At 31.3% G+C, this 22,148-nt stretch carries 23 protein-coding genes; 11 read left to right on the forward strand and 12 right to left on the reverse strand.

From position 1 onward, the window contains the following. Position 1: 1 nt before the first annotated feature. On the reverse strand, positions 2–466 hold the full coding sequence (locus tag MHM83_RS12235) for a MarR family winged helix-turn-helix transcriptional regulator (RefSeq protein ID WP_047790064.1): 465 nt from the start codon (positions 464–466) through the stop codon (positions 2–4). Between the two features lie 189 nt (positions 467–655). Here MHM83_RS12235 and MHM83_RS12240 point away from each other — a divergent pair, with 189 nt between their 5' ends. The 5 genes from MHM83_RS12240 to MHM83_RS12260 all read left to right on the forward strand — a co-directional run bounded on the left by MHM83_RS12240 (position 656) and on the right by MHM83_RS12260 (position 5,782). Beyond that, on the forward strand, positions 656–1,585 hold the full coding sequence (locus MHM83_RS12240; protein ID WP_239180040.1) for an ABC transporter ATP-binding protein: 930 nt from the start codon (positions 656–658) through the stop codon (positions 1,583–1,585). Between the two features lie 3 nt (positions 1,586–1,588). Then, positions 1,589–2,911, forward strand: coding sequence for an ABC transporter permease (locus MHM83_RS12245; protein WP_239180042.1), 1,323 nt, complete (start codon positions 1,589–1,591; stop codon positions 2,909–2,911). An 81-nt stretch (positions 2,912–2,992) separates the two neighbouring features. Continuing rightward, positions 2,993–3,934, forward strand: coding sequence for a mechanosensitive ion channel family protein (locus MHM83_RS12250; protein WP_239180044.1), 942 nt, complete (start codon positions 2,993–2,995; stop codon positions 3,932–3,934). A gap of 187 nt (positions 3,935–4,121) precedes the next feature. After that, entirely contained in the window at positions 4,122–5,285 is a 1,164-nt protein-coding gene (locus tag MHM83_RS12255; protein WP_047790067.1) for a sigma-54-dependent transcriptional regulator, read from the forward strand. A 95-nt stretch (positions 5,286–5,380) separates the two neighbouring features. Then, positions 5,381–5,782 (forward strand): VOC family protein, encoded by a 402-nt coding sequence (locus MHM83_RS12260; protein ID WP_047790068.1) that lies wholly within the window; start codon positions 5,381–5,383, stop codon positions 5,780–5,782. 311 nt (positions 5,783–6,093) lie between these two features. Here MHM83_RS12260 and MHM83_RS12265 read toward each other — a convergent pair whose 3' ends face one another. The 4 genes from MHM83_RS12265 to katG all read right to left on the reverse strand — a co-directional run bounded on the left by MHM83_RS12265 (position 6,094) and on the right by katG (position 9,406). After that, entirely contained in the window at positions 6,094–6,297 is a 204-nt protein-coding gene (locus MHM83_RS12265; RefSeq protein WP_047790069.1) for a hypothetical protein, read from the reverse strand. Further along, entirely contained in the window at positions 6,281–6,643 is a 363-nt protein-coding gene (locus tag MHM83_RS12270) for a phage holin family protein (RefSeq protein WP_239180046.1), read from the reverse strand. Before MHM83_RS12270 ends, MHM83_RS12265 begins: the two co-directional genes overlap by 17 nt. Next, positions 6,643–7,002, reverse strand: a complete 360-nt coding sequence (locus MHM83_RS12275; RefSeq protein ID WP_047790071.1) for a YtxH domain-containing protein — start codon at positions 7,000–7,002, stop codon at positions 6,643–6,645. Before MHM83_RS12275 ends, MHM83_RS12270 begins: the two co-directional genes overlap by 1 nt. A gap of 211 nt (positions 7,003–7,213) precedes the next feature. Next, positions 7,214–9,406, reverse strand: coding sequence for a catalase/peroxidase HPI (gene katG / locus MHM83_RS12280; RefSeq protein ID WP_239180048.1), 2,193 nt, complete (start codon positions 9,404–9,406; stop codon positions 7,214–7,216). A gap of 289 nt (positions 9,407–9,695) precedes the next feature. Between katG and MHM83_RS12285 the strand changes: the two genes are divergently transcribed. The 3 genes from MHM83_RS12285 (at position 9,696) to MHM83_RS12295 (ending at position 10,998) form a co-directional block, all read left to right on the forward strand. Beyond that, the gene (locus tag MHM83_RS12285; protein ID WP_159613816.1) at positions 9,696–10,337 is read left to right on the forward strand and encodes a peroxiredoxin; all 642 of its coding nucleotides are present in this window, start codon (positions 9,696–9,698) and stop codon (positions 10,335–10,337) included. A 92-nt stretch (positions 10,338–10,429) separates the two neighbouring features. After that, positions 10,430–10,738 (forward strand): thioredoxin family protein, encoded by a 309-nt coding sequence (locus MHM83_RS12290; protein WP_047790074.1) that lies wholly within the window; start codon positions 10,430–10,432, stop codon positions 10,736–10,738. A gap of 2 nt (positions 10,739–10,740) precedes the next feature. Next, the gene (locus tag MHM83_RS12295) at positions 10,741–10,998 is read left to right on the forward strand and encodes a DUF6952 family protein (RefSeq protein WP_047790075.1); all 258 of its coding nucleotides are present in this window, start codon (positions 10,741–10,743) and stop codon (positions 10,996–10,998) included. Positions 10,999–11,059: 61 nt separating this feature from the next. Here MHM83_RS12295 and MHM83_RS12300 read toward each other — a convergent pair whose 3' ends face one another. Beyond that, positions 11,060–11,953: a LysR family transcriptional regulator gene (locus MHM83_RS12300; RefSeq protein WP_239180050.1), complete on the reverse strand. Its 894-nt coding sequence runs from the start codon at positions 11,951–11,953 to the stop codon at positions 11,060–11,062. 109 nt (positions 11,954–12,062) lie between these two features. Here MHM83_RS12300 and MHM83_RS12305 point away from each other — a divergent pair, with 109 nt between their 5' ends. After that, the gene (locus MHM83_RS12305) at positions 12,063–12,686 is read left to right on the forward strand and encodes a LysE family translocator (RefSeq protein WP_239180051.1); all 624 of its coding nucleotides are present in this window, start codon (positions 12,063–12,065) and stop codon (positions 12,684–12,686) included. Between the two features lie 45 nt (positions 12,687–12,731). Here MHM83_RS12305 and MHM83_RS12310 read toward each other — a convergent pair whose 3' ends face one another. From MHM83_RS12310 to MHM83_RS12330, 5 genes are all read right to left on the reverse strand, one after another. Then, the gene (locus tag MHM83_RS12310; protein ID WP_073184557.1) at positions 12,732–14,084 is read right to left on the reverse strand and encodes a TrkH family potassium uptake protein; all 1,353 of its coding nucleotides are present in this window, start codon (positions 14,082–14,084) and stop codon (positions 12,732–12,734) included. A gap of 187 nt (positions 14,085–14,271) precedes the next feature. Next, positions 14,272–14,772: a cupin domain-containing protein gene (locus tag MHM83_RS12315; RefSeq protein ID WP_239180052.1), complete on the reverse strand. Its 501-nt coding sequence runs from the start codon at positions 14,770–14,772 to the stop codon at positions 14,272–14,274. Continuing rightward, the gene (locus MHM83_RS12320) at positions 14,750–14,923 is read right to left on the reverse strand and encodes a hypothetical protein (RefSeq protein WP_164505159.1); all 174 of its coding nucleotides are present in this window, start codon (positions 14,921–14,923) and stop codon (positions 14,750–14,752) included. Before MHM83_RS12320 ends, MHM83_RS12315 begins: the two co-directional genes overlap by 23 nt. Beyond that, positions 14,916–16,511 (reverse strand): sodium:solute symporter, encoded by a 1,596-nt coding sequence (locus MHM83_RS12325; protein ID WP_239180054.1) that lies wholly within the window; start codon positions 16,509–16,511, stop codon positions 14,916–14,918. Before MHM83_RS12325 ends, MHM83_RS12320 begins: the two co-directional genes overlap by 8 nt. Positions 16,512–16,574: 63 nt before the next feature. After that, positions 16,575–17,207: an NAD(P)H-dependent oxidoreductase gene (locus tag MHM83_RS12330; protein ID WP_239180056.1), complete on the reverse strand. Its 633-nt coding sequence runs from the start codon at positions 17,205–17,207 to the stop codon at positions 16,575–16,577. 212 nt (positions 17,208–17,419) lie between these two features. On the opposite strand from MHM83_RS12330, the gene MHM83_RS12335 reads away from it, so the two are divergent. Beyond that, a complete protein-coding gene (locus tag MHM83_RS12335) occupies positions 17,420–18,691 on the forward strand; it encodes a DUF2851 family protein (RefSeq protein WP_239180058.1) in 1,272 nt (423 codons plus the stop codon). Between the two features lie 64 nt (positions 18,692–18,755). Continuing rightward, a complete protein-coding gene (locus MHM83_RS12340; protein WP_239180060.1) occupies positions 18,756–19,526 on the forward strand; it encodes an SH3 domain-containing protein in 771 nt (256 codons plus the stop codon). An 81-nt stretch (positions 19,527–19,607) separates the two neighbouring features. Here the strand turns inward: MHM83_RS12340 and MHM83_RS12345 are convergent, their stop codons facing one another. Next, the gene (locus MHM83_RS12345) at positions 19,608–22,061 is read right to left on the reverse strand and encodes an alpha-ketoacid dehydrogenase subunit alpha/beta (RefSeq protein WP_239180062.1); all 2,454 of its coding nucleotides are present in this window, start codon (positions 22,059–22,061) and stop codon (positions 19,608–19,610) included. Positions 22,062–22,148 lie beyond the last annotated feature (87 nt).

The raw sequence follows: 22,148 nt of genomic DNA on the forward strand, positions 1-22,148 counted from the left end.
TTTATACAGCTTTATTGTCAATATTTTCTTCTTCGTATATTAACTTATCTGTAATTAGTTTGTTTATTGTTGTTGTTACTTTGAAGAAGGTTTCTAATTCTTCTTCAGTAATATGTTCTCTTACTTTATTATTGAATTGGTATACATGCCCTTTTGAAACTTCACGCATTTCTTTACCATATTTAGTAAGCTTTAAAATAACGCTTCTACCATCATTAGGATTTTTCTCGCGACATATAACTCCTTTGTCTTCCATTGTCTTTAACAAACGAGAAAGACTTGTAGGTTCCATTCCCATTAACGGTCCCAGAGCAGTTGAAGGAGTACCGTTTTCAAAATCTATATTCAATAAAGCAAAAGCCGTAGCCATTGTGCTATCATGCTTTGCAGCTTGCTCGTTATACATTTTAGCAACGGCTTGCCACGTGGCTCTTAATTGGTGATCTATTGATTTATCCTTATCCATGAATGCCAAATATATAAAATTTTATTATGCATGCATAGTATTTTGTAAAAAAGTTATGCATGCATAATAAAATTAACAAAAAATTAATCTTGTAACGTTTAGAGAGAAGCGTATACTAATTGAGTATAAAAATATGTAAGTTTGTCACTACTGTTTTTAAATAAACGGTAATTAATCAACTATAAATCTATGAACAATTTATTAGAAATTAATAATGTAGCAAAGCGTTATGGCGATTATACTGCATTAAATAATGTTTCAATGCACATTCCTAAAGGTAGTGTTTTTGGTTTGTTAGGGCCTAACGGTGCAGGAAAGACCTCGCTTATTAGAATTATCAACCAAATAACAATGCCTGATGCTGGTGAAATTATTTTAGATGGAGAGAAGTTAGCTCCAAATCATATAGAACATATAGGATATTTACCTGAAGAAAGAGGGTTGTATAAAAGTATGAAGGTAGGAGAGCAGGCATTGTACCTTGCTCAATTAAAAGGGTTGAGTAAATCGGAAGCTAAAAAACGATTGAAATATTGGTTTGATAAATTTGATATTGGAGCTTGGTGGAATAAAAAGATTGAAGAGTTGTCTAAAGGGATGGCTCAAAAGGTACAGTTTATAGTAACGGTATTACATCAGCCCAAATTATTAATTTTTGATGAGCCTTTTTCTGGTTTCGATCCTATTAATGCTCAACTAATAGCTAAAGAAATTTTACAGTTGCGTGATGAAGGAGCTACCATTATTTTTTCTACTCATAGAATGGAGTCTGTAGAGGAAATGTGTGATTATATAGCGTTGATTAACAAGTCGAATAAAATTTTAGATGGTAAGCTAGAAGATATTAAAAAGGAGTTTAGAACAAATACTTTTCAGGTTGGATTAGCTACTTCTAATTCAAAAGAAGTGGAGCAAAAGCTTAAAGAAAACTTCGAGGTCTTACCGGCAGACTTCAAATTGTTAAACGAAGGGTTAAAGTTAAATGTAAAACTTACTAACGGAAGTTCTCCAAACGATTTACTATCCTATTTAACCAACCAAGGTCAAGTACAGCATTTTGTAGAGTTAGTACCAAGTGCTAATGATATTTTTATTCAAGCAATCCATAAAAACAGTTAAGCAATGAAAAGATTACGATTAATTATAGAACGCGAGTTTATTGCTAAGGTTAGAAATAAGTCGTTTATCGTTATGACTTTCTTAAGTCCATTGTTAATGATTGGTATGGGGGCTTTAGTATTTTTCTTAATGAAGAAGAACGATGAAAAGGTTAAGAAGATAGTATATGTTGATGAGTCTGGAATGTTCTCTAAAGATATTTTTAAAGATTCAAAAACAGTAAAGTATGAAGATTTTACAGCCTTAGGAATTGAAAACTCTAAAAAAAAGGTCGAAGAAGGAGATTACTACGGAGCTTTATACATTCCGAAACAAGATAGTTTAGAAATGTTGGCAAAATCGATTGAGTTTTTCTCTAAAGATTCGCCAAGTATGTCTATCATGGAACGTTTAGAAGATAAAATTGATAAGGAGTTACGTCATAAAAAACTAACAAGCTTCGGAATTGATATTGCGCATATAGAAGAGTCTAAAATTTCATCAGAAATTAAAATGTTGAATTTCTCTGGGGAAAAATCATCAAAATTAATCAACGGATTAAAGATTGGTGTAGGAGCTATCGCAGGATATTTATTGATGATGTTTGTAATGATTTATGGAACATCGGTAATGCGTAGTGTTATTGAAGAAAAAACAAGTAGAATTATTGAGGTGATCGTTTCTTCTGTAAAACCTTTTCAATTAATGTTAGGAAAGATTATTGGAAATGCATCAGCTGGATTGTTACAATTCTTTATTTGGGGGATTTTGTTTTTAGTGTTTAGCCTAGTAGCATCTTCTTTCTTTGGAGTTCATATGATGGAAATGCAGTCGGCAAAAGTATCACCAGAACAAATGGAAGCTATTCAACAAACAGCAGCCAATAAAGGTGAAATGATTGTGCAAGAAATTTTCAGATTGCCTTTAGTAAAAATGTTCTTCTTATTCATTTTCTACTTCTTAGGAGGGTATATGTTATATAGCTCGTTGTTTGCAGCAGTAGGTGCAGCGGTAGATAATGAAACGGATACACAACAATTTATGATGCCTATTATGCTACCGTTAATTTTGGCAGTTTATGTAGGTTTTGCAACGGTTATTAACGATCCTCATGGTCCGGTTTCAGTAATATTTTCTTATATACCTTTTACATCTCCAATAGTGATGTTAATGAGAATCCCGTTTGGAGTTGCTTGGTGGGAAATAGCCATTTCTATGTTGCTATTAATTCTTACTTTTATGGTAATTGTATGGATTGCCGCTAAAATTTATCGTGTAGGTATTTTAATGTACGGTAAAAAACCAACCTACAAAGATTTATGGAAATGGATTCGTTATAATGGGTAATTAACACTTTTATGAAATTACTTAATATTGTTTAAAAGTGTTGATTATAAATTGTGTGTAACGATTATAACATAAACTAGGATGAAAGAAATAATAAAAGAAATAACGGATTTTCTAAACTATAGAATACCAATAGGAGGAAAAGATATCGAGTTTACAGTAAAAACAATTTTGTTTTTAATAGTAGGTTTACTTTTAGTGAAGCTTTTGTTGAAATATTTAAAAGTACTAGCAAAAAGTAAACTAGAACAGGAAGACAAAAATAAATTTGATACTATTTTCTCATTTACTAGTTGGTTAGTATATGTAATTGTTTTTTCAATAGGTTTAAGTTCAGCAGGAGTCGATTTAAGTGCGATTTTAGTAGCGTCTTCTGCTTTGTTAATAGGTATTGGTTTGGCGTTACAAACCTTTTTTCAAGATATAATCTCTGGAGTTTTTATTATTCTTGATAAAAGTGTTCATGTGGGGGATATTATTGAACTAGATGGAAAAGTTGGTAGGGTGGAAGAGATAAAACTGAGAACCACTAGAGCCGTAACAATCGATAATAAAGTATTGGTTATTCCTAATCACAAGTATTTATCTAACAGCCTATATAACTGGACGCAAAATGGTACTACAACTAGAGAAAGTGTAACAGTGGGTGTGGCCTATGGTAGTGATGTAGCTTTAGTGAAAAAATTATTGTTGCAAGCGGCCAGTGAACATCCAAAAGTATACCAGCATCCAGCTCCTTTAGTACTTTTTGAAAATTTCGGAGATAGTTCGTTAAATTTTAAATTAATTTTTACGTTAAATGATAGTTTTCAGGCAGCGATACCAAAAAGTGATATACGGTTTAAAATAGACGAGCTGTTTAGAGAGCATAATATAAGTATTCCGTTCCCTCAAAGAGATATACATATTGTAGATGCCAAAGGGTTGCATTTTGAACCTCCAAAAAAAGAGGTACTTCAAAACAATCAGAAAGAAATTGAAGGTAAAGAGGAAAGAAATTCTAAAGAAGAACTAAATAATTAAGCTGAAAAATGTTTGGCTTGCTTTTTGAGTTGTAACCACCAATGGTTCTTACTTGTTGTAAAGAATGTGTTAATAAAGTAACGTTAATAGGTTCAGAAAACGAAGTAGGTGAGCTCCAAAAAATGATTTCTGATTTAAAGAATTTATTAAACTAGCCTTTTTAATATCTAAAAGACTAAAAAAAAATATGAGTAAAATATTAATAATAGAAGATGAAGCTGCAATTCGCAGAGTATTAAAAAAAATTATTTCTGAAGAAAACGATTCCTATGAAGTAGAAGAAGCTGAAGACGGTTTGCAAGGAATTGAAATGATAAAGAAAACAGATTACGATTTGGTTTTGTGTGATATTAAAATGCCAAAAATGGATGGTGTTGAGGTGTTGGAAAAAGCTAGAAAGTTAAAACCTGAAATACCAATGGTAATGATTTCTGGTCATGGTGATTTAGATACTGCAGTAAACACCATGCGCTTAGGAGCCTTTGATTATATTTCTAAACCGCCAGATTTAAATCGATTATTGAATACTGTAAGAAATGCTCTAGATAAAAAGGAGTTGGTAGTAGAAAATAAGCGTTTAAAGAAGAAGGTGAGTAAGAATTATGAAATGATTGGAGAGAGCGATGCTATTACTCATATTAAAGATATTATTGAAAAAGTGTCTGCAACAGAGGCAAGAGTTTTAATTACCGGACCTAATGGAACAGGAAAAGAGTTAGTAGCGCATTGGTTACACGAAAAATCTGACCGTTCTAAAGGTTCTATGATTGAAGTAAACTGTGCAGCTATACCTTCTGAGTTAATAGAAAGTGAATTGTTTGGGCATGTAAAAGGGAGTTTTACAGGAGCTAACAAAGATAGAGCAGGAAAGTTTGAAGCAGCTAATGGAGGAACCATTTTCTTAGATGAAATTGGAGATATGAGTTTGTCGGCACAAGCGAAAGTATTACGAGCATTACAAGAAAATCGTATTCAACGAGTAGGTTCGGATAAAGATATAAAAGTAAATGTGCGTGTAGTTGCTGCAACAAATAAAGATTTAAAGAAGGAAATAGAAGAAGGACGTTTCCGCGAAGATTTATATCATCGTTTAGCAGTGATTTTAATTAAAGTTCCTGCATTAAACGATAGAAGAGAAGATATACCGTTATTAGTAGATTTCTTTGCCAAGAAAATTTCTGAAGAACAAGGGATGCCTAAGAAAGGTTTCTCGGAAGATGCTATTAAATTGTTACAAGAGTATGATTGGACAGGAAATATTAGAGAATTACGAAATGTAGTTGAACGTTTACTTATTTTAGGAGAAAAAGAAGTTTCTAAAAATGATGTAAAACTATTTGCTAGTAAATAATTAATAACGTTTTAAATTTTTGAGTTAATAATCACAGCAATAGAGTTAATTTATATAGATGCTTGTTTTTATTTTTATACAAAACAATAAAAATTATGAACATACAAGCATACTTAGCATTCAGAGGAGAATGTCAAAACGCATTAAATTTTTATGCAGACTTATTTAATGCAAAAATAGTAAACAAACAAACGTACAAAGACTCAAAGAGAGATATTCCAGAGGATTACAGGCATAAAATACAACATGCAGAATTGAAAGGGAAGGGGATTCACATTATGGCGTATGATGTTTCTCCAGATACTCCGCTAAATAGTGGTAATAATATTCAAATGAGTGTTGATTTAGATGATGAGGAGAAAGCTACTGTTGTTTTTAATGAGTTGTCTAATGGAGGTATAGTTCATACTGAACTATTGGAAACGGAATGGAACGCACTGTATGGGGCTTGTACCGATAAATTTAATATACGTTGGATGGTAAACTGTAAGTTATAGTAAGTAGTTTACAATAATTGTTATATAAATAAAGGTGAGGTTGTATTAGAAAGAAGCTAATACAATTTCATCTTTGTTGTTTTGTAAAAGTTTATAAAAGCTAACAGAATTAAGGGGGGATGAAGCTTTTAAAAAAAAAACACACAAAAAAAGAAAATAAATATGAAACAATATTGAGTACGTAATGAGTAAAGCTTATAATTAAAAAACCATCTGAAGAAGATAGTTTTTTAATTATAAGAGGAAAGAAGTTATATGTCTTACACCTAAATTAAAGCTTTGTAGCTATTCAAGATTGAGTTGAAAAAAGATTATTTTAAAAATTTCCTAGCTAAAGTATATATTCCAAACTTACCAACTGTTTCAAATATAGTTTGAAACCAATTCCCTACAGATAAATCTTCTTTAAATTGTTCTTTTACAAGTTTAATTTCTTCTAAAGAAATATCTCTTTTAAGCTTCAGTAATTTTAGTTCTTTAGTTATTTCTTTACTATTATTATAGGTTTTCTTCATCGTCAAAATACTTTTTAGATAAATTTTTAATTACAAAATTCTCTACATTTGTTCTCATACTATATGCTATTAAAGCGAAAATTATAAAAAGTAAAGCTACTAACAAGTATCCTAAAACAACATTGTTTAAATAATTACCTATGGTTGCCGATATTGTTACAGCCAAAAAAACAAAAGCAATAAGTAGGAATATACCTATAATAGCAAAATTGAAAATCATGCTTAAAGAAGAGGTTAGTATATAAAATACTTTTAATTTAAAGTATTCTTCAGAATTCTTTATAAAGCTTTCGCCTTTTTCAATTACTTTTTCAGAGTTGGTATGTATTGATTTGAATATCGACATTATTTAGTTTGTAATTTTTTGTTTTTAGCCTTTAATACTTTTAGTTTTTGTTCTAATTGGGTTATAACATCTTCGGCTTTATAGCTAGCATCAGTTACAATAGTTTCTAATTTTTCTTCTAATGAGTTTGTTTTGCTGCTAAGAGATTCAGCCACATTATTTTTTAAGCTTTCAGCTTTATGCTTAACTTCTTCTTTAAGGTGTGTTGCTTCTGAAGTAATAGTGTCTCTTGCAGAGGCTGCTCCGTCTGCTATTTTTTTTCGTGTATTACTCCCTTTGTCAGGGGCGAATAATATGCCTAATCCTGCTCCTACAGCTACTCCTGCTAATAAGCCTAAAATACTTTTATCGTTACTCATAATATATTTGTTTTTTAATTATTAAATGATTTCTGTAACAAAAATACTTTGATAGCTGATGTTTCTTTAGCTCAATAAATTTAAATGTTAACTCAATTGCTATTAATGACTTATGAGGAAGAAAGAGGGAGTGGTGATTAGAGTGTAAAAAAATAAGCTAGATTCTTTAATTAAAAAAATCTAGCTTAAAATATTATCATTTAGTTGTGATTTATACTACATCAAACCTGTCTGCATTCATTACTTTAGTCCAGGCAGTTACAAAATCTTTCACAAACTTTTTCTTGTTGTCGTCTTGTGCGTATACTTCTGCATACGAACGAAGAATAGAGTTAGAACCAAATATCAAATCCACTCGTGTAGCTGTCCACTTAGTGTTTCCTGTCTTACGATCAACAATATTGTATAAGCTTTCCCCTGAAGGCCTCCATGAGTATTTCATATCGGTAAGATTAACAAAGAAGTCGTTACTTAACACACCTTCATTTTCTGTAAATACACCATGTTTAGTTCCTCCGTAGTTAGTTCCTAGCACACGCATTCCCCCAACTAGAACAGTCATTTCAGGAGCGGTTAACCCCATAAGTTGTGTTCTGTCTAATAATAATTCTTCAGGTTTTACTACATAATCTTTCTTTTGCCAATTTCTGTATCCGTCATGTAGAGGCTCTAAAACATCAAAAGATTCAGTATCTGTCATTTCAGCGGTTGCATCACCTCTTCCAGAGGTAAAAGGAACTTTAATGTCAACACCACCATCTTTAGCAGCTTTTTCAACAGCAGCACTACCTCCTAAAACAATCAAATCAGCAATACTAACTTTTTTACTTAAACTAGCTTGAATTTCAGCAAGCTTATCTAATACTCTTTTTAGTCTTGTAGGTTCATTTCCTTCCCAGTCTTTCTGAGGAGCTAAACGAATGCGTGCTCCATTAGCACCACCTCTAAAGTCTGATCCTCTATAAGTTCTAGCACTATCCCAAGCAGTATTGATAAGTTCAGTACGAGTAAGTCCACTGTTTAACAGTTTTTCTTTTAATTCTTCAACTTCAGTATCGTTTAAAGTATAGTCTACAGTAGGAACAGGATCTTGCCATATAAGTGTTTCTGTTGGAGCATCAACCCCTAAATAACGTGTATTAGGACCCAAATCACGATGTGTTAGTTTAAACCAAGCACGTGCAAAGGTGTCAGAAAAATAGGCTGGATCTTTATAGAACTTTTCAGATATTTTTCTGTATTCAGGGTCCATTTTCATTGCCATATCCGCATCAGTCATTATTGGGTTTCTTTTGATGTTCGGATTGTGAGCATCTACAGGTTTATCTGCCTCATCAATATTAACAGGTTCCCATTGCCAAGCACCAGCAGGACTCTTTGTTAATTCCCAATCATGATTTAACAACAAATGAAAGTATGTATGGTTCCATCTATCGGGGGTAGTTGTCCAAGCTCCTTCCAAACCACTAGTAACAGTATCTGCAGCATTTCCATTCCCTTTAGGGTTCATCCAGCCAAAGCCTTGATCTTGAACTTCTGCACCTTCAGGGCTTTCACCTAAGGCTCCTGCGTCACCATTACCGTGTGCTTTTCCTACAGTGTGTCCACCAGCAGTTAAAGCAACGGTTTCTTCATCATTCATTGCCATGCGCTTAAAGGTTTCTCTTACGTCTTTTGCGGTTTTTAAAGGATCGGGTTTTCCGTCAACCCCTTCAGGGTTTACATAAATTAATCCCATCATTACAGCAGCTAATGGGTTTTCTAAGTCTCTGTCTCCAGAATATCGAGAACCTTTACTCCCTGTTGGCGCTAACCATTCTTTTTCAGATCCCCAATAAATATCTTTTTCAGGATGCCAAATATCTTCACGTCCGCCGGCAAAACCAAAAGTTTTGAAGCCCATTGATTCATAAGCCATATTACCAGCTAAAATAATAAGATCTGCCCAAGATAGTTTGTTTCCGTATTTTTTCTTGATAGGCCATAACAATCGTCTTGCTTTATCTAAATTACCATTATCAGGCCAACTATTTAAAGGAGCGAAGCGTTGATTGCCTGTATTACTACCACCTCTACCATCAGCAACTCTATAGGTACCAGCAGCATGCCACGCCATACGAATCATTAAACCACCATAATGTCCCCAGTCGGCAGGCCACCAATCTTGACTATCGGTCATTAAGTCTTTAAGGTCATTTTTAACTGCTTCTAAATCTAATTTTTTAAATTCTTCAGCATAATTAAAATTACTGTCTAAAGGATTGGTTTTGGTATCGTGTTGATGTAGTATATCTAAGTTTAATGATTTTGGCCACCACTCCATGATGTTATCATGTATTTCTGTGTTTGCGCCTTGAGAAAAAGGGCATTTACCTTTCGAAGAATGTGAGTTTGTGTTTTTCATTTTTATTATAATTTAATAGGTTAGAATAGGGCAAAGCTACTATAAAACAATGAATAATTTTTATCTATATTTTTTATTTTAAAATAATAAATAACTATAGTTTTTGTTTTTGTGTTTTATAATGTGTTGGAATATAAAGGTATATTTTTTTTAGTGATTTAAAAATATGTTAACTATTGGTTATAGTTATAGTGAAATAAAAAAATATTTTTAGATTCACACTTTAAATGAGAAGAAACAAAATACATTTGTGCCTGTAAAAAAATATTAATCAATAAAAAACTATAAAATGGCTACAGCAGTAGGAAAAAAATTTCCAAGTTTAAACGTAGATGCAATGAACGAAATGGGTGACACGTTTAAGTTAAATGTATTAGAAGAAGCAGTTAAAAACAAGAAAAAAGTGTTGTTGTTTTGGTATCCGAAAGACTTTACTTTCGTTTGTCCAACTGAGTTACATGCTTTTCAAGCTGCATTACCAGAATTTGAAAAAAGAAATACCATTGTAATTGGAGCTTCTTGCGATACTCCTGAAGTACACTTTGCTTGGTTAAACCAATCTAAGGATAATGGAGGTATTGAAGGTGTTACTTACCCATTATTAGCTGATAGTAATCGTAATTTATCATCTATTTTAGGTATCTTAGACATCTCTAACGAGGTTTATGATGAAGCTACAGGAACTGTACAGGTTGAAGGAGATAATGTAACTTATAGAGCTACATATTTAATAGATGAAGAAGGAACTGTTTTTCATGAAGGAATAAACCATATGCCAGTTGGTCGTAATGTAAATGAATATTTACGTTTAGTAGATGCTTATACTCACGTACAAGAAAAAGGTGAGGTATGTCCTGCAAACTGGGAAGAAGGTAAAGCAGCAATGCAAGCTAATGCAAAAGCAACAGCAGAATATTTAGCAGCAAACTAATTAGACATAATTAAAGAAAGGAAACAAGTTCGTGTGAGATAAGTGAAGGGGTCGAGCACGAGCTCCTTTCGAAATGGATAATAATTAAAGAAATGGTACAAGAATTAAGTCAAGACAATTTATCTGAAGTTGTTGCAGGTAATAAAAAAGTTGTAGTTCAGTTTTCAGCTTCATGGTGTGGTAACTGCCGTATTATGAAACCTAAATTTAAAAAGTTGTCTTCTGAGAATGAAGATATGGTTTTTGTAATAGCTGATGCCGAAAAATTTCCAGAGAGTAGAAAACTTGCTGATGTGAGTAACTTGCCTACTTTTGCTACTTATATTGATGGAAAATTAGTAAATCAAACTCAAACCAATAAGTTTGATGTATTGAAGGATTTAGTAAATGAAGTAGCTTAGTTATGAAATTACCAGTAATTAAACATTTAACTTCATTTATTGAAGAAAATGACCAAGATTATGTACTAGAAACTATTGAGACGCTTGAAGCTTTAACAGAGGTTCCATCGTTAAAAGATGAAGAGCTAGACGTTATAGGAGAGTTAATCTCTAATATGTACGGAGCAATTGAAGTTAATAAAATGATTAAAGATGGAACACCTAAAAAAGAAGCGTTAAATAATTTTATGAAACGTGTTTTAGGTTCGATTGATAAATAGTTACTTGTACGTATACAAATAAACAAAAACCTGAACATTAGAAAATGTTCAGGTTTTTGTTTTATACAAACTTTCGGTTGTAGTTTTTGCCTAATTTTACAGAATATTCAATAACACTTTTAATTACTTTTCTATGGTCGTTCTTGCGCCAATTGATATATAATTCTGTGCTTTCGGGTAGTGTAATAAACCGTATGTTCGTATTTAAAGAAAACTGATATGAGTAAGGTAAAATAGATATTCCTAAACCTCTACCAATTAAGTTTAATATCATACTCCCAAAATCAGATTCAATATGAGTTTGAGGTTCAAAACCATAAGTGTTAAAAATATTGCGTAGTAATGAGGAAAAATAAGTAGTATGATGTAAACCAGAAAGGATAAATTTTTCGTCTTTTACGTCTCTTAAATCAACAAAAGAATCTTCTGTTATCCAATGATCTTTTGGAACCACAAGGCAAACGGGTTCAGCATACAATCTTTCAGATAAAATAGAAGCATTTAGAACTTCATTTCTGCTAAAAGCAAAATCTATTTGATAACTAGAAAGTAATTTTTCAAGTGTAATATCAGTAGGCTCCATAAGTTCTACTTTTAAATCTGGTTTCTTTTCTGAAAATATTTTAAGTAATTCAGGTAAATAGTTGTAAGAGATAGAGCCAGGGTAGGCAATACTAACAAGTCCAGAAGAACCTTCATCAATTTTTTTAGCATGTTGATGTGTACGATCGAACTCGTCTAATAGAACATCCCATTTTTTTTTAAGGAATACACCAGCTTCAGTAAGTTTTACATTTCTTTTATCTCGCTCAAATAAAGTAATGCCTAATTCTTCTTCTAAAGATTGAATTTGCCTACTTAATGACGATTGAGAGGTGTAAACTTTTTCTGCTGTTTTCCAAAAATGTAATTCTTCTGCTAGAATTAAAAAATATCGAATCTGTTGAATAGTCATTTTAATGCGTTTTTTGCATTAATTAGTCAAAAATAAGTATTTTTTAATAAAGAGAACTGCTGTTGCTTTGCATAAAAAACTTTGTAATCATTTTTAAAGAAGTAACGAAATGGGAATTGAGAATTTTATCGCATTTTTAGTAGCAACTATTCTTTTTGTTTTGACACCAGGAATAGAAACCGTCTTTTTAATTAACAAGTCAATTAGCCAAGGAAGAAGATCTGGTATATATACTAGTTTTGGCTTAAACACTGGAGCTCTAGTACATACTTTGTTTGGAGCATTAGGTTTATCGATTATGGTAGCTAAATCAGCAATATTCTTTGCATTGATTAAATATTTAGGAGCAGCTTATTTAATTTATTTAGGTGTAACAAAAGTGATGTCAAAAAAAGGGCTGATTGCTAATACAAACGAAGAACAAAAGAAAAATTCAGCAAAAAGCAGTTTTACATCAGGGTTTGTAACAAATATATTAAACCCGAAAGTTGCATTATTCTTTATAGCGTTCTTTCCGCAGTTTATAAGCCCAAAAGAGATAGAAAATCCAGTTCCTTTTATAATAATGGGAGTAATTTATGCGGTAATGACTACCATTTGGTACTTGGTTTTAACATCGTTTGCTGGGATATTTTCAACTAAGATTAAAGAGAATGAAAGAATAGGGGTAAGGTTAAATAAAATTTCAGGTGTAATATTTGTATTGATGGGCTTACAGATAGCGTTCATGTAAAATTATAAACCGATAGCGATTATTATTTCGCTATCGGTTAAAAAACTATACGGCTAAATCGTCAGATTTTATTTTTTCTAATTCGTTTTGTTTCTGTTGTAATAAAGCAAAACCAAAAGTTAAAACACCAACTCTTCCTATGAACATTAGAATAATTATGAGGAATTTGCCTAGGTTTGATAAGTCTCCAGTAATTCCAGTACTTAATCCAACGGTGCCAAGAGCAGAAGCAACTTCAAACAATATTTTGTCAAAAGAGAAGCTTTCACTATATGAAAGTAAAAAAGAGAATAAAAAAATTAAACTGGTATATAACATAAAAGTAGAGGTTGCTATGTAAATTCTATCAAAAGGTATAATCCTGTTTAAAAACGTAATCTTTTTTTGTCCTAATAATCTACTTTTTAATATAGAAATCATTGCTGTTAAAGTTGTGATTTTCATTCCTCCAGCTGTTCCAGATGGTGATGCACCTATGTACATTAAAAAAGTAAGTAGTAATAATATTGGTAAAGAAAAACCACCAATAGGTACAGTATTAAAACCAACTGTTGTCATTGCAGACATTGTTTGAAAAAAAGAAGTCATTAACGAATGGTTGGAGTTTAGGTTTAAAGAAGGTTCTGATAGGTACGTAAGTAATGTTCCTGAAAGTAATAAGAATATAAATCCGTAGACAATAATTTTTGTTGTGAAGGATATTTCTTTAGTCTTTCCAGAAAGACGATACCATAAATCGGTAACAACAATAAAACCTAAAGAACCTGCTATAGCTAAAATAGAGATTGTTGTATTTATAAAAACGTTATCGTGGTATTCTTCAAAGCCATTGTTGAATAAACCAAAACCCGCAGTGCAAAAAGATGAAACGCTATGGAAAATAGCAAACCAAATGGCTTTTAAGTTTTGCATACCAGAATTGGTAAAAGCAATATAAAACAGTATAACTCCAATAGTTTCCATAATTAAAGTAAAGACAATAACACTTTTAATAAAATCTTTTATTTTAATACTATTAGGTAACGTAAATTCTGTTCCTAATAATTTACTATGCCAATGCGTTATTTTTTTTGTGATAAATAACAAGTAGTAGGTTGTTAGTGTCATGTAGCCAATTCCACCAATTTGTATGAGCATCATTATAATAAACTGTCCGAAGAAATTATAGGAATCAAAAATACTGATAGTAACTAGCCCTGTAGTTGATATTGCTGATGTTGAGATAAATAGATTGTCCAAAAAAGATACATCTGCTTTATGAAACAGAGGAATTGATAGTAAAATAAAACCGATAAAGGTATATAAGAAGAATCCCCAAACTAAATTCATTTGAGGTGTTTTGCTAATTTGGAATTTTTTATACCAAATAGATAGCTTTTTGTATGTGTTATTTTTCATTTTTTTTTAAGTAAAATAACGGCTAAGTATTTCGTTACTTTATAATTGAAGTTTTTTTTAGTATCTGTAGATAGGTAATACTAAGTAACAAATTTAATCAATTAATAGATGAAAAGGAAATGTAAAAGAATCTTACTTCTTATACACTATATAGTAGATTTGTATATAGGTAGTGAGGAAGAATTATTTAAAAATGTGTTAGTTTAGTTATGATTTCTTTATGTTGTGGGAATAGTTGTATTAACTCTTCTCTTTTAGGTAAAACAAAATCGCTGAAGTCAAATCCAGGAGCAACAGTGCAACCAGTAAAAGCATATGAGTTTTCTTTACTAACTTCAGCAGCAAACCAGTAACCAGCAGGAACTACAAATTGTGGTTGCTCATCATTTTCTATATTATTTCCAATCAATACAAAAGAATAGTTTCCTTTGGGAGAAATCATATGTAGTTTTAAGGTACTTCCTTTGTAAAAATGCCAAATTTCATCTTGATTGATTTTATGAAAGGCAGAAAATTTTTCAGAAGTTAATAAAAAATAAATACAAGTACTGTAATTTCTATCACCTACAAAGTTAGAATTTAAGTGTTTGTTTTTAATAATTCCGTTGCTTCTATAGGTTTCTTTATAAAAACCACCTTCAGGATGTTCCGTTAAGTCAAACTTTTTAATTATTTGTTGAGCTGTCATTTTCTTTTTGTTCGTTAACTTTTTTAATAATGGCTTTTAAACGTTCTTTGGTACGTTGTTTTTCCAAACGAAGTTTGTTTTCTTTCTGCTTCATTAAGCGTGTATGTTTCGCTTTGTTTACAGTATTTTTAGCTTTTCCTTTTTTAGGCATTATGCTTGCTTTTTAATCTAGAGATAATAATACTGAGCCAAGTAAAACCTAAAATTAGGAATAATATAGCTCTCCAGTCTTCAAATCCATTCAATATAGCTCTTAGAAAACCAAGAAGAGACATAATTATAGGCAGAATTGCTGATTTACTTTGTTTATTATTACTTATCAAAAGTAATCCTAAAAAAGTTAAGAATCCGTTTAATACTAATACAAAGAATCCAAAATCAAACCCAAACTTTTCCTTGCTATAAAAACTAATAACATAGGTTAAAACCGGAGCAATTAAACAAACGATAGGAACTAACTTGTCTTTTATGTTTAGTTTGGTAAATAACCCAAAAGCATATAAACCTAGTAACGGCCCGTAAGTATAACCAGCAAATTGGAATATTTTAGCAATTACACTCTCATCAGCAATAAAATATTTAAAAATTAAGATAGTAGCCACTAAAATAAATGAAAACAGCACATGAATTTTCTTTCGTGTTTTTTCTCTTTCTTGCTCATTATCTTTTTTGTCAATTTCAAGAATATCAATACTAAAAGAAGTAGTTAACGAAGTTAAAGCACTATCAGCACTTGAGTATGCTGCTGCTATTAAACCGAGAAGGAAGAATAGGGAAGTAGCTATACCTAAATCACCACTCATAGCTATGGTAGGAAATAAGTTGTCTTTATGAGCGTTTAGTTCATTTACTGTAGCGTAATCAGTTAACAGGATTCCTAAAGCTAAGAAAAAGAAGTTAACAATAACGAGTACTATAGTAAACCAAAACATGTTTTTTTGAGCATCTTTTAAATTGCGGCAAGTCAAGTTTTTTTGCATCATGTCTTGATCTAAACCTGTCATCACAATTGAAATAAAAGCTCCTGAAAAGAATTGTTTCCAAAAATAGTTACCAGCCTTTACATCGTCAAAAAAGAAAGTTTTAGATAAGCTATTGTCTGTTACATACGAAAACAAATTATCAATTTGCATTTCATCTTTTATCATTACAATACAAACTCCAACAGCAATTAGCATAAACAACGTTTGTAAAGTGTCTGTCCATACAATAGTTTTTATGCCTCCTTTAAAAGTATATAGCCATATAAGTAAAATGGTAATTGTTACTGTTACCCAAAACGGAATTCCATAAGCATCAAACAAAATTAACTGTAATACATTTGCCACCAAAAACAAGCGAAAGGCAGCACCAATAGTTCTTGAAAGTAAGAAAAAAGAAGCCCCAGTTTTGTACGAATATCTACCAAAACGTCCTTCTAAATAGGTGTAAATTGAAGTTAAATTTAATCGGTAATAGAGTGGAAGTAGTACCAATCCAATAACGGCATAACCTAATACATACCCCAGCACCATTTGCATATAACTCATTTTGTCACCTTCAACCCAACCAGGAACCGAAATAAAAGTAACTCCAGATAATGATGCTCCAATCATACCAAAGGCAACTAAATACCAAGGAGATGAGTTGTTTGCTTTAAAAAATGTTTGATTGTTTGCCGATTTACCTGTGATGTATGAGATAAGAATTAATACACCAAAATAGGCTAAAATAAGGAGTAGTATATGTAACGGTTGCATATAGTTAAATTATGAATTACGAATGTACTAAAATTATCAATCGTAATTCATAATTAGTGTTGTCTAAGAAAGCTCAATAACGACATCTTCTGTTTTTCTACGAACTTTTTTTAAGTCTTTCATGTAGTCATCTTCTGCTCTAAAACCAACAGGTAATACTAAAACTGATTGTAAGTTGTATTTATCTAATTCTAAAATTTCATCATATTTTTCAGGAACAAAACCTTCCATAGGGCAGCTGTCAATTTTTTCATTTGCAGCAACAGTCATTAAGTTTCCTAAAGCAATATATGCTTGGTTTTTCATCCAATGGAATAATACTTCAGGAGATTTATTTTCTATATCGTTAGTTAAAAACTCTTTGAAAGGGTTTAAAATTTCATCGGGTGTGTTTCTTATGTCTTTTACTAATTTAAAATAGCTCTCAACATCTTTAGTAGTAAGTTCTTTTGGGGTACACAATACCAATAAATGAGAAGCCTGTGCAACTTGGTGTTGATTCCAAGAATGTGCCACCAATTGTAGTTGTAAATCTTTGTTTTTAACCACAACCATTTTTACAGGTTGTAATCCATAAGAAGTAGCAGTTAAATTAAATGCTTCTTTTAAAAGATTAATTTGTTCTTCGGAAAGAAATTTATGCTCGTCAAATTTTTTAACAGCGTAACGCCATTGTAAATTTTCTATACTATTCATGTGGTTTAATTTTTACTCGATAATTGAGAGTTAAAATACTTCAAGGTTTATCTCTAAATTAAAAACGTGCCTTACATTGTTATCCTGTAAGTTTACCTATAGTAATTTATTTTGACAAAAATAGAAGAATAAAAAGTAGTCTAAAAATACTTCGAATAATTAATATTGATAGTATCATAAAAATATTTTGTACATTGAAAATAAAAAAATGTATGAAAGAAGAGTTCTTGCACTTTATTTGGCAGTATAAACTATTTAGCAAAGCAAATTTAATATCAGTAAAAGGAGAAACCGTTGAAGTATTAAACACAGGGAGTCATAATACGAATTCAGGACCTGATTTTTTGAATACAAAATTGAAGATTGATGGGCAGCTATGGGTTGGAAATGTTGAAATTCATATAAAGTCATCAGATTGGTATGCGCATCATCATGAAAAAGATGTGAATTATGATGCGGTTATTTTACATGTTGTGTGGGAATATGATTCTGATGTGTTTATGAAAAATAATCATCCATTACCAACGGTTGAATTACAAAAAATTGTTCAAGAAGATGTATTGGTAAATTATAGAAAATTGTTTTTAAAAGAACGACGATGGATTCCTTGTGAAAAGCAGATAGGAGAAATCAATTCTTTTTTATTAAATAACTGGTTAGAACGTTTGTATTTTGAACGATTAGAGAATAAATCGGTGGTAATAAAAGAGCTGCTAAAAAAATCAAATAATGATTATGAAGCGGTGTTGTTTCAGTTATTAGCTAAGAATTTCGGATTGAAAGTTAATGGAACAGCTTTCCTAGAACTAGCACAATCGTTTGATTTTTCTGTGTTACGTAAAGTTCGATTTAACGAAGAGCAGCTATCTGCTTTATTGTTTGGACAGGCAGGTTTTTTAGCTGATGAAATAGAAGAGAGTTATTATAAGCAACTTAAAAATGAGTATGTTTATATAAAGCACAAATACAGGCTACAATCATTAATAAAACACCGTTTTCAATTTTTTAGAATGCGCCCCAATAACTTTCCTACGATTAGAATAGCGCAATTAGTGGCTTTATATAATAAATATGAAAGCTTATTTTCAAGGTTAATGGATGTAAATAAAATAGAGGGTTTTTATAATTTATTTACAGTTGAAGTAAATGAGTTTTGGAAAACTCATTATACGTTTGGTTCTGAGTCAAAAAAATCAGTTAAAATACTTACAAAATCATTTATTGACTTGTTGATTATTAATACAATTATTCCTTTAAAGTTTGTTTATGAACAAGCTAGAGGAGAGGTTAATGAAGAAAGTTTGTTAAAATTGATACAACAAATACACCCAGAAAAAAATTCAATTATAAATAAGTTTGATGAGTTAAAAATTAAAGCAAAAAATGCTTTTGAATCTCAGGCTTTATTAGAGTTGAAAAATAATTATTGCCAAAACAAAAAATGTTTAAGCTGTAATGTTGGGAATTTTATTTTAAACAAATAAGTAAATAAAGCATGTTAAATTATTTAATTAATAAATGATATATTTGCGTAAAAAATTTATAATAATGAAAAAAATATTAATTGCTATTGCATTAGTGTCTACTATTTGTATAGGTTGTAAAGACGACAAAAACTCAGAAAACAAAGGAGATACTTCAACAACTGAAAAATCTATTAGTGAAAAAGAAGAAAAGTCTACTTCAGCAATTTGTTTATTAGATAAATTATCTATTAGAGAAAGTGCTTCTGCAAAAGGGAAATGGATAACTTCTATTAGTTTAGGAGAAAAAGTAACCTTAACAGGAGAAGAAACTATAGATTCTGTTTCTAAGAAAGAGTATTACAAAGTAAAGTTGATTGACGGAAAAGAAGGATGGACTAGATCTACCTTTTTAGCTGTTAATGGTAAAGTGGGAGCTATGTTAGAAGAGGCAGTAGTTTACAAAAGGCCAGATTTACTTACTAAAACAGAAAAAAAGTACAGCGTTATGGATATTATTGCTGTGACTGAAACTCAAGGCGATTGGATTAAAGTTAAAGGAAAAAGATCTGAAGGGAAGTATATAGAAGAAGGTTGGGTAAAAACTTCTAATATTACAAATGATCAAGTTGATATAGCAACAGCTAAATTTGCAGGAATAGCAAATACTCAACCAACAATGACAGAAAGAATAAAGGCATTGAAAGATGTTATAAATAATTCAGATCTATCTTCTTCTAAGTTTATCCCAGTTATAGAGAATAAAATAGAAGATTACGAGTCAAAAAATCAGCCTTTAGATACGCAGGAAGCAGAAGCGGCTACTGAGGCGGTAGCAGAAAAAGCAGCTGAATAATTATATAAAAAAGCGAATAAAAAAACGATTTTAGAATATTCTAAAATCGTTTTTTTATTTTAATTATTTTAAAATTAATTATTAATACAAACTCTTGAATTTAGAAGGGTTTGCTTCGTTCATAATTTCGTATACTTTCTCAAAAATATCTTCTGCAGATGGTTTAGAGAAGTAATCTCCGTCGGTACCATAAGCAGGTCTATGTGCTTTTGCTGTTAATGTTTGTGGTTTACTATCTAAATGTCTATAACCATTTTGATTTTCAACAATTTCTTGTAATAAATAAGCTGAAGCTCCTCCAGGAACATCTTCGTCAACAACTAATAAACGATTTGTTTTAGCCACTGATTTAACTGTATCGTGATTAATATCAAAAGGTAATAAACTTTGAGCATCTATAATTTCTACATCTATACCTACTTGTGCTAAATCTTTAGCAGCTTCTTCAACAATTCGTAGGGTAGAACCATAAGAAACAATGGTGATATCGTTTCCTTCTTTGATAGTTTCAACAACACCAATTGGAGTTTTAAAATCTCCTAAGTTTGTTGGTAATTCTTCTTTTAAACGGTATCCGTTTAAACATTCTACGACTAAGGCAGGATCATCTCCTTCCAATAAAGTGTTATAGAACCCAGCGGCTTTAGTCATGTTACGAGGAACTAATACATGAATTCCTCTTACATTGTTTATTATTCCACCCATTGGTGAACCTGAATGCCAAATTCCTTCTAAACGATGTCCACGGGTACGGATAATTAACGGAGCTTTTTGCTTTCCAAAAGTACGGTAACGCAACGTAGCTAAATCGTCGCTCATAATTTGTAAAGCATACAGTAAATAATCTAAATATTGAATCTCAGCAATTGGGCGCAAACCACGCATTGCCATACCAATACCTTGACCTAAAATAGTCGCTTCACGAATACCTGTATCAGAAACACGTAACTCACCAAACTTTTCTTGTAAACCTTCTAACCCTTGATTAACATCACCTATATACCCAGCATCTTCCCCAAAAATTAACACTTCAGGGTGTTTTGCTAAAATAGCATCAAAGTTATCACGCATAATAATACGTGCATCTACCATATTTTTTTCAGAAGCATAGGTTGGAGCTTCGGCAGAAATTTTTTCAGTAGCTAATTCAGTTTCACTTAATAAATGAGCTGAATATTTTACAGCAGCTTTATCAATTGAAGTTTTAATAAAGTTTTGAAGTGCAGTTTTTTCAGTGAAACCTTCATCTCTTAAGTAACGTAACGTTTTACGTGCTGCTACTAAAATATCTTTTCTGATAGGTTCAGCAATTGCCGCTAAATCGTTTTTGTATTTTGAAATGAAAGAACCGTTGTTACTTTTTTGTGCAATGGTATCTAACAAAGCAATAGCTTCGGCTACTTCTGCTTTTATTTCGTTTGTATATGCGCTCCAAGCATCACGTTTAGCTTTACTAACTTCTTTTTTCGCTTCTTTTTCAATATTGATTAAATCTTCTTCAGAATCAATAAATTTTAAAGTCTCTCCATCTTCATTTTCTAGTTCAAATTCTAAAATCCACTTACGCATTTGAGCAATACAATCAAACTCTTGTTCCCATTGTAAACGTTCTTTTGATTTGTAACGTTCGTGAGAACCTGAAGTAGAGTGTCCTTGAGGTTGTGTTAATTCTTTTACATGAATTAATACAGGTATATGTTGCTCTCTAGCAATTTTAGAAGCTTTGTTGTAAGTGTCAATTAACTGAACATAATCCCAACCATTCACTACGAAAATTTCATACCCATTACTTTCATTTTCACGTTGGAATCCTTTTAATATTTCTGAAATACTTTCTTTAGTAGTTTGGTGACGTGCATGAACTGAAATTCCGTAATCATCATCCCAAACATTCATTATCATTGGAACTTGTAAAACACCAGCAGCATTGATAGTTTCAAAAAACAATCCCTCACTTGTACTAGCATTACCAATAGTACCCCAAGCAACTTCGTTACCGTTGATTGAAAAGTTAGTATGCTTTTCTAAACCTTTAACATTTCTATAGATTTTAGATGCTTGTGCTAATCCTAATAAACGAGGCATTTGTCCTGCAGTAGGAGAGATATCTGATGATGAATTTTTTTGAGCGGTTAAATTTTTCCAGTTACCGTTTTCATCTAAAGAATGTGTTGCAAAATGTCCTCCCATTTGACGACCGGCAGACATAGGCTCAATATCAATATCAGTATGTGCGTATAATCCTGCAAAAAATTGTTGTGGAGTTAATTCTCCAATAGCCATCATAAAGGTTTGGTCACGATAATAACCTGATCTGAAATCTCCATTTTGAAAAGCTTTAGCCATAGCTAACTGTGGTACTTCTTTACCATCTCCAAAAATTCCAAATTTAGCTTTACCTGTTAAAACTTCTCTTCTTCCTAATAAACTACATTCTCGACTAATACGAGCAATTCTATAGTCCTTTAAAACTTCATTTTTAAAATCTTGAAAAGAAAGCTGTTGAGTATTAGCTATTTCGGTATTTTGCGTCATAATCATCTAATTTAGGTATGGTTACAAAGATAGGTTTTTTAGTTGATATTTAAAAATTTCTATTTTCGTTGAATATTCTTCAAAAAA

Origin of the sequence: Tenacibaculum sp. Mcav3-52, assembly GCF_022347665.1 — a bacterium.
GTDB classification, from domain to species: Bacteria; Bacteroidota; Bacteroidia; order Flavobacteriales; family Flavobacteriaceae; genus Polaribacter; species Polaribacter mesophilus.

Excerpts from the sequence above, each read along its gene's own strand:
- MHM83_RS12235 (WP_047790064.1), bottom strand. The coding sequence starts at position 466 with ATGGATAAGGATAAATCAATAGATCACCAATTAAGAGCCACGTGGCAA.
- MHM83_RS12240 (WP_239180040.1), top strand. The coding sequence starts at position 656 with ATGAACAATTTATTAGAAATTAATAATGTAGCAAAGCGTTATGGCGAT.
- MHM83_RS12245 (WP_239180042.1), top strand. The coding sequence starts at position 1,589 with ATGAAAAGATTACGATTAATTATAGAACGCGAGTTTATTGCTAAGGTT.
- MHM83_RS12250 (WP_239180044.1), top strand. The coding sequence starts at position 2,993 with ATGAAAGAAATAATAAAAGAAATAACGGATTTTCTAAACTATAGAATA.
- MHM83_RS12255 (WP_047790067.1), top strand. The coding sequence starts at position 4,122 with ATGAGTAAAATATTAATAATAGAAGATGAAGCTGCAATTCGCAGAGTA.
- MHM83_RS12260 (WP_047790068.1), top strand. The coding sequence starts at position 5,381 with ATGAACATACAAGCATACTTAGCATTCAGAGGAGAATGTCAAAACGCA.
- MHM83_RS12265 (WP_047790069.1), bottom strand. The coding sequence starts at position 6,297 with ATGAAGAAAACCTATAATAATAGTAAAGAAATAACTAAAGAACTAAAA.
- MHM83_RS12270 (WP_239180046.1), bottom strand. The coding sequence starts at position 6,643 with ATGTCGATATTCAAATCAATACATACCAACTCTGAAAAAGTAATTGAA.
- MHM83_RS12275 (WP_047790071.1), bottom strand. The coding sequence starts at position 7,002 with ATGAGTAACGATAAAAGTATTTTAGGCTTATTAGCAGGAGTAGCTGTA.
- katG (WP_239180048.1), bottom strand. The coding sequence starts at position 9,406 with ATGAAAAACACAAACTCACATTCTTCGAAAGGTAAATGCCCTTTTTCT.
- MHM83_RS12285 (WP_159613816.1), top strand. The coding sequence starts at position 9,696 with ATGGCTACAGCAGTAGGAAAAAAATTTCCAAGTTTAAACGTAGATGCA.
- MHM83_RS12290 (WP_047790074.1), top strand. The coding sequence starts at position 10,430 with ATGGTACAAGAATTAAGTCAAGACAATTTATCTGAAGTTGTTGCAGGT.
- MHM83_RS12295 (WP_047790075.1), top strand. The coding sequence starts at position 10,741 with ATGAAATTACCAGTAATTAAACATTTAACTTCATTTATTGAAGAAAAT.
- MHM83_RS12300 (WP_239180050.1), bottom strand. The coding sequence starts at position 11,953 with ATGACTATTCAACAGATTCGATATTTTTTAATTCTAGCAGAAGAATTA.
- MHM83_RS12305 (WP_239180051.1), top strand. The coding sequence starts at position 12,063 with ATGGGAATTGAGAATTTTATCGCATTTTTAGTAGCAACTATTCTTTTT.
- MHM83_RS12310 (WP_073184557.1), bottom strand. The coding sequence starts at position 14,084 with ATGAAAAATAACACATACAAAAAGCTATCTATTTGGTATAAAAAATTC.
- MHM83_RS12315 (WP_239180052.1), bottom strand. The coding sequence starts at position 14,772 with ATGACAGCTCAACAAATAATTAAAAAGTTTGACTTAACGGAACATCCT.
- MHM83_RS12320 (WP_164505159.1), bottom strand. The coding sequence starts at position 14,923 with ATGCCTAAAAAAGGAAAAGCTAAAAATACTGTAAACAAAGCGAAACAT.
- MHM83_RS12325 (WP_239180054.1), bottom strand. The coding sequence starts at position 16,511 with ATGCAACCGTTACATATACTACTCCTTATTTTAGCCTATTTTGGTGTA.
- MHM83_RS12330 (WP_239180056.1), bottom strand. The coding sequence starts at position 17,207 with ATGAATAGTATAGAAAATTTACAATGGCGTTACGCTGTTAAAAAATTT.
- MHM83_RS12335 (WP_239180058.1), top strand. The coding sequence starts at position 17,420 with ATGAAAGAAGAGTTCTTGCACTTTATTTGGCAGTATAAACTATTTAGC.
- MHM83_RS12340 (WP_239180060.1), top strand. The coding sequence starts at position 18,756 with ATGAAAAAAATATTAATTGCTATTGCATTAGTGTCTACTATTTGTATA.
- MHM83_RS12345 (WP_239180062.1), bottom strand. The coding sequence starts at position 22,061 with ATGACGCAAAATACCGAAATAGCTAATACTCAACAGCTTTCTTTTCAA.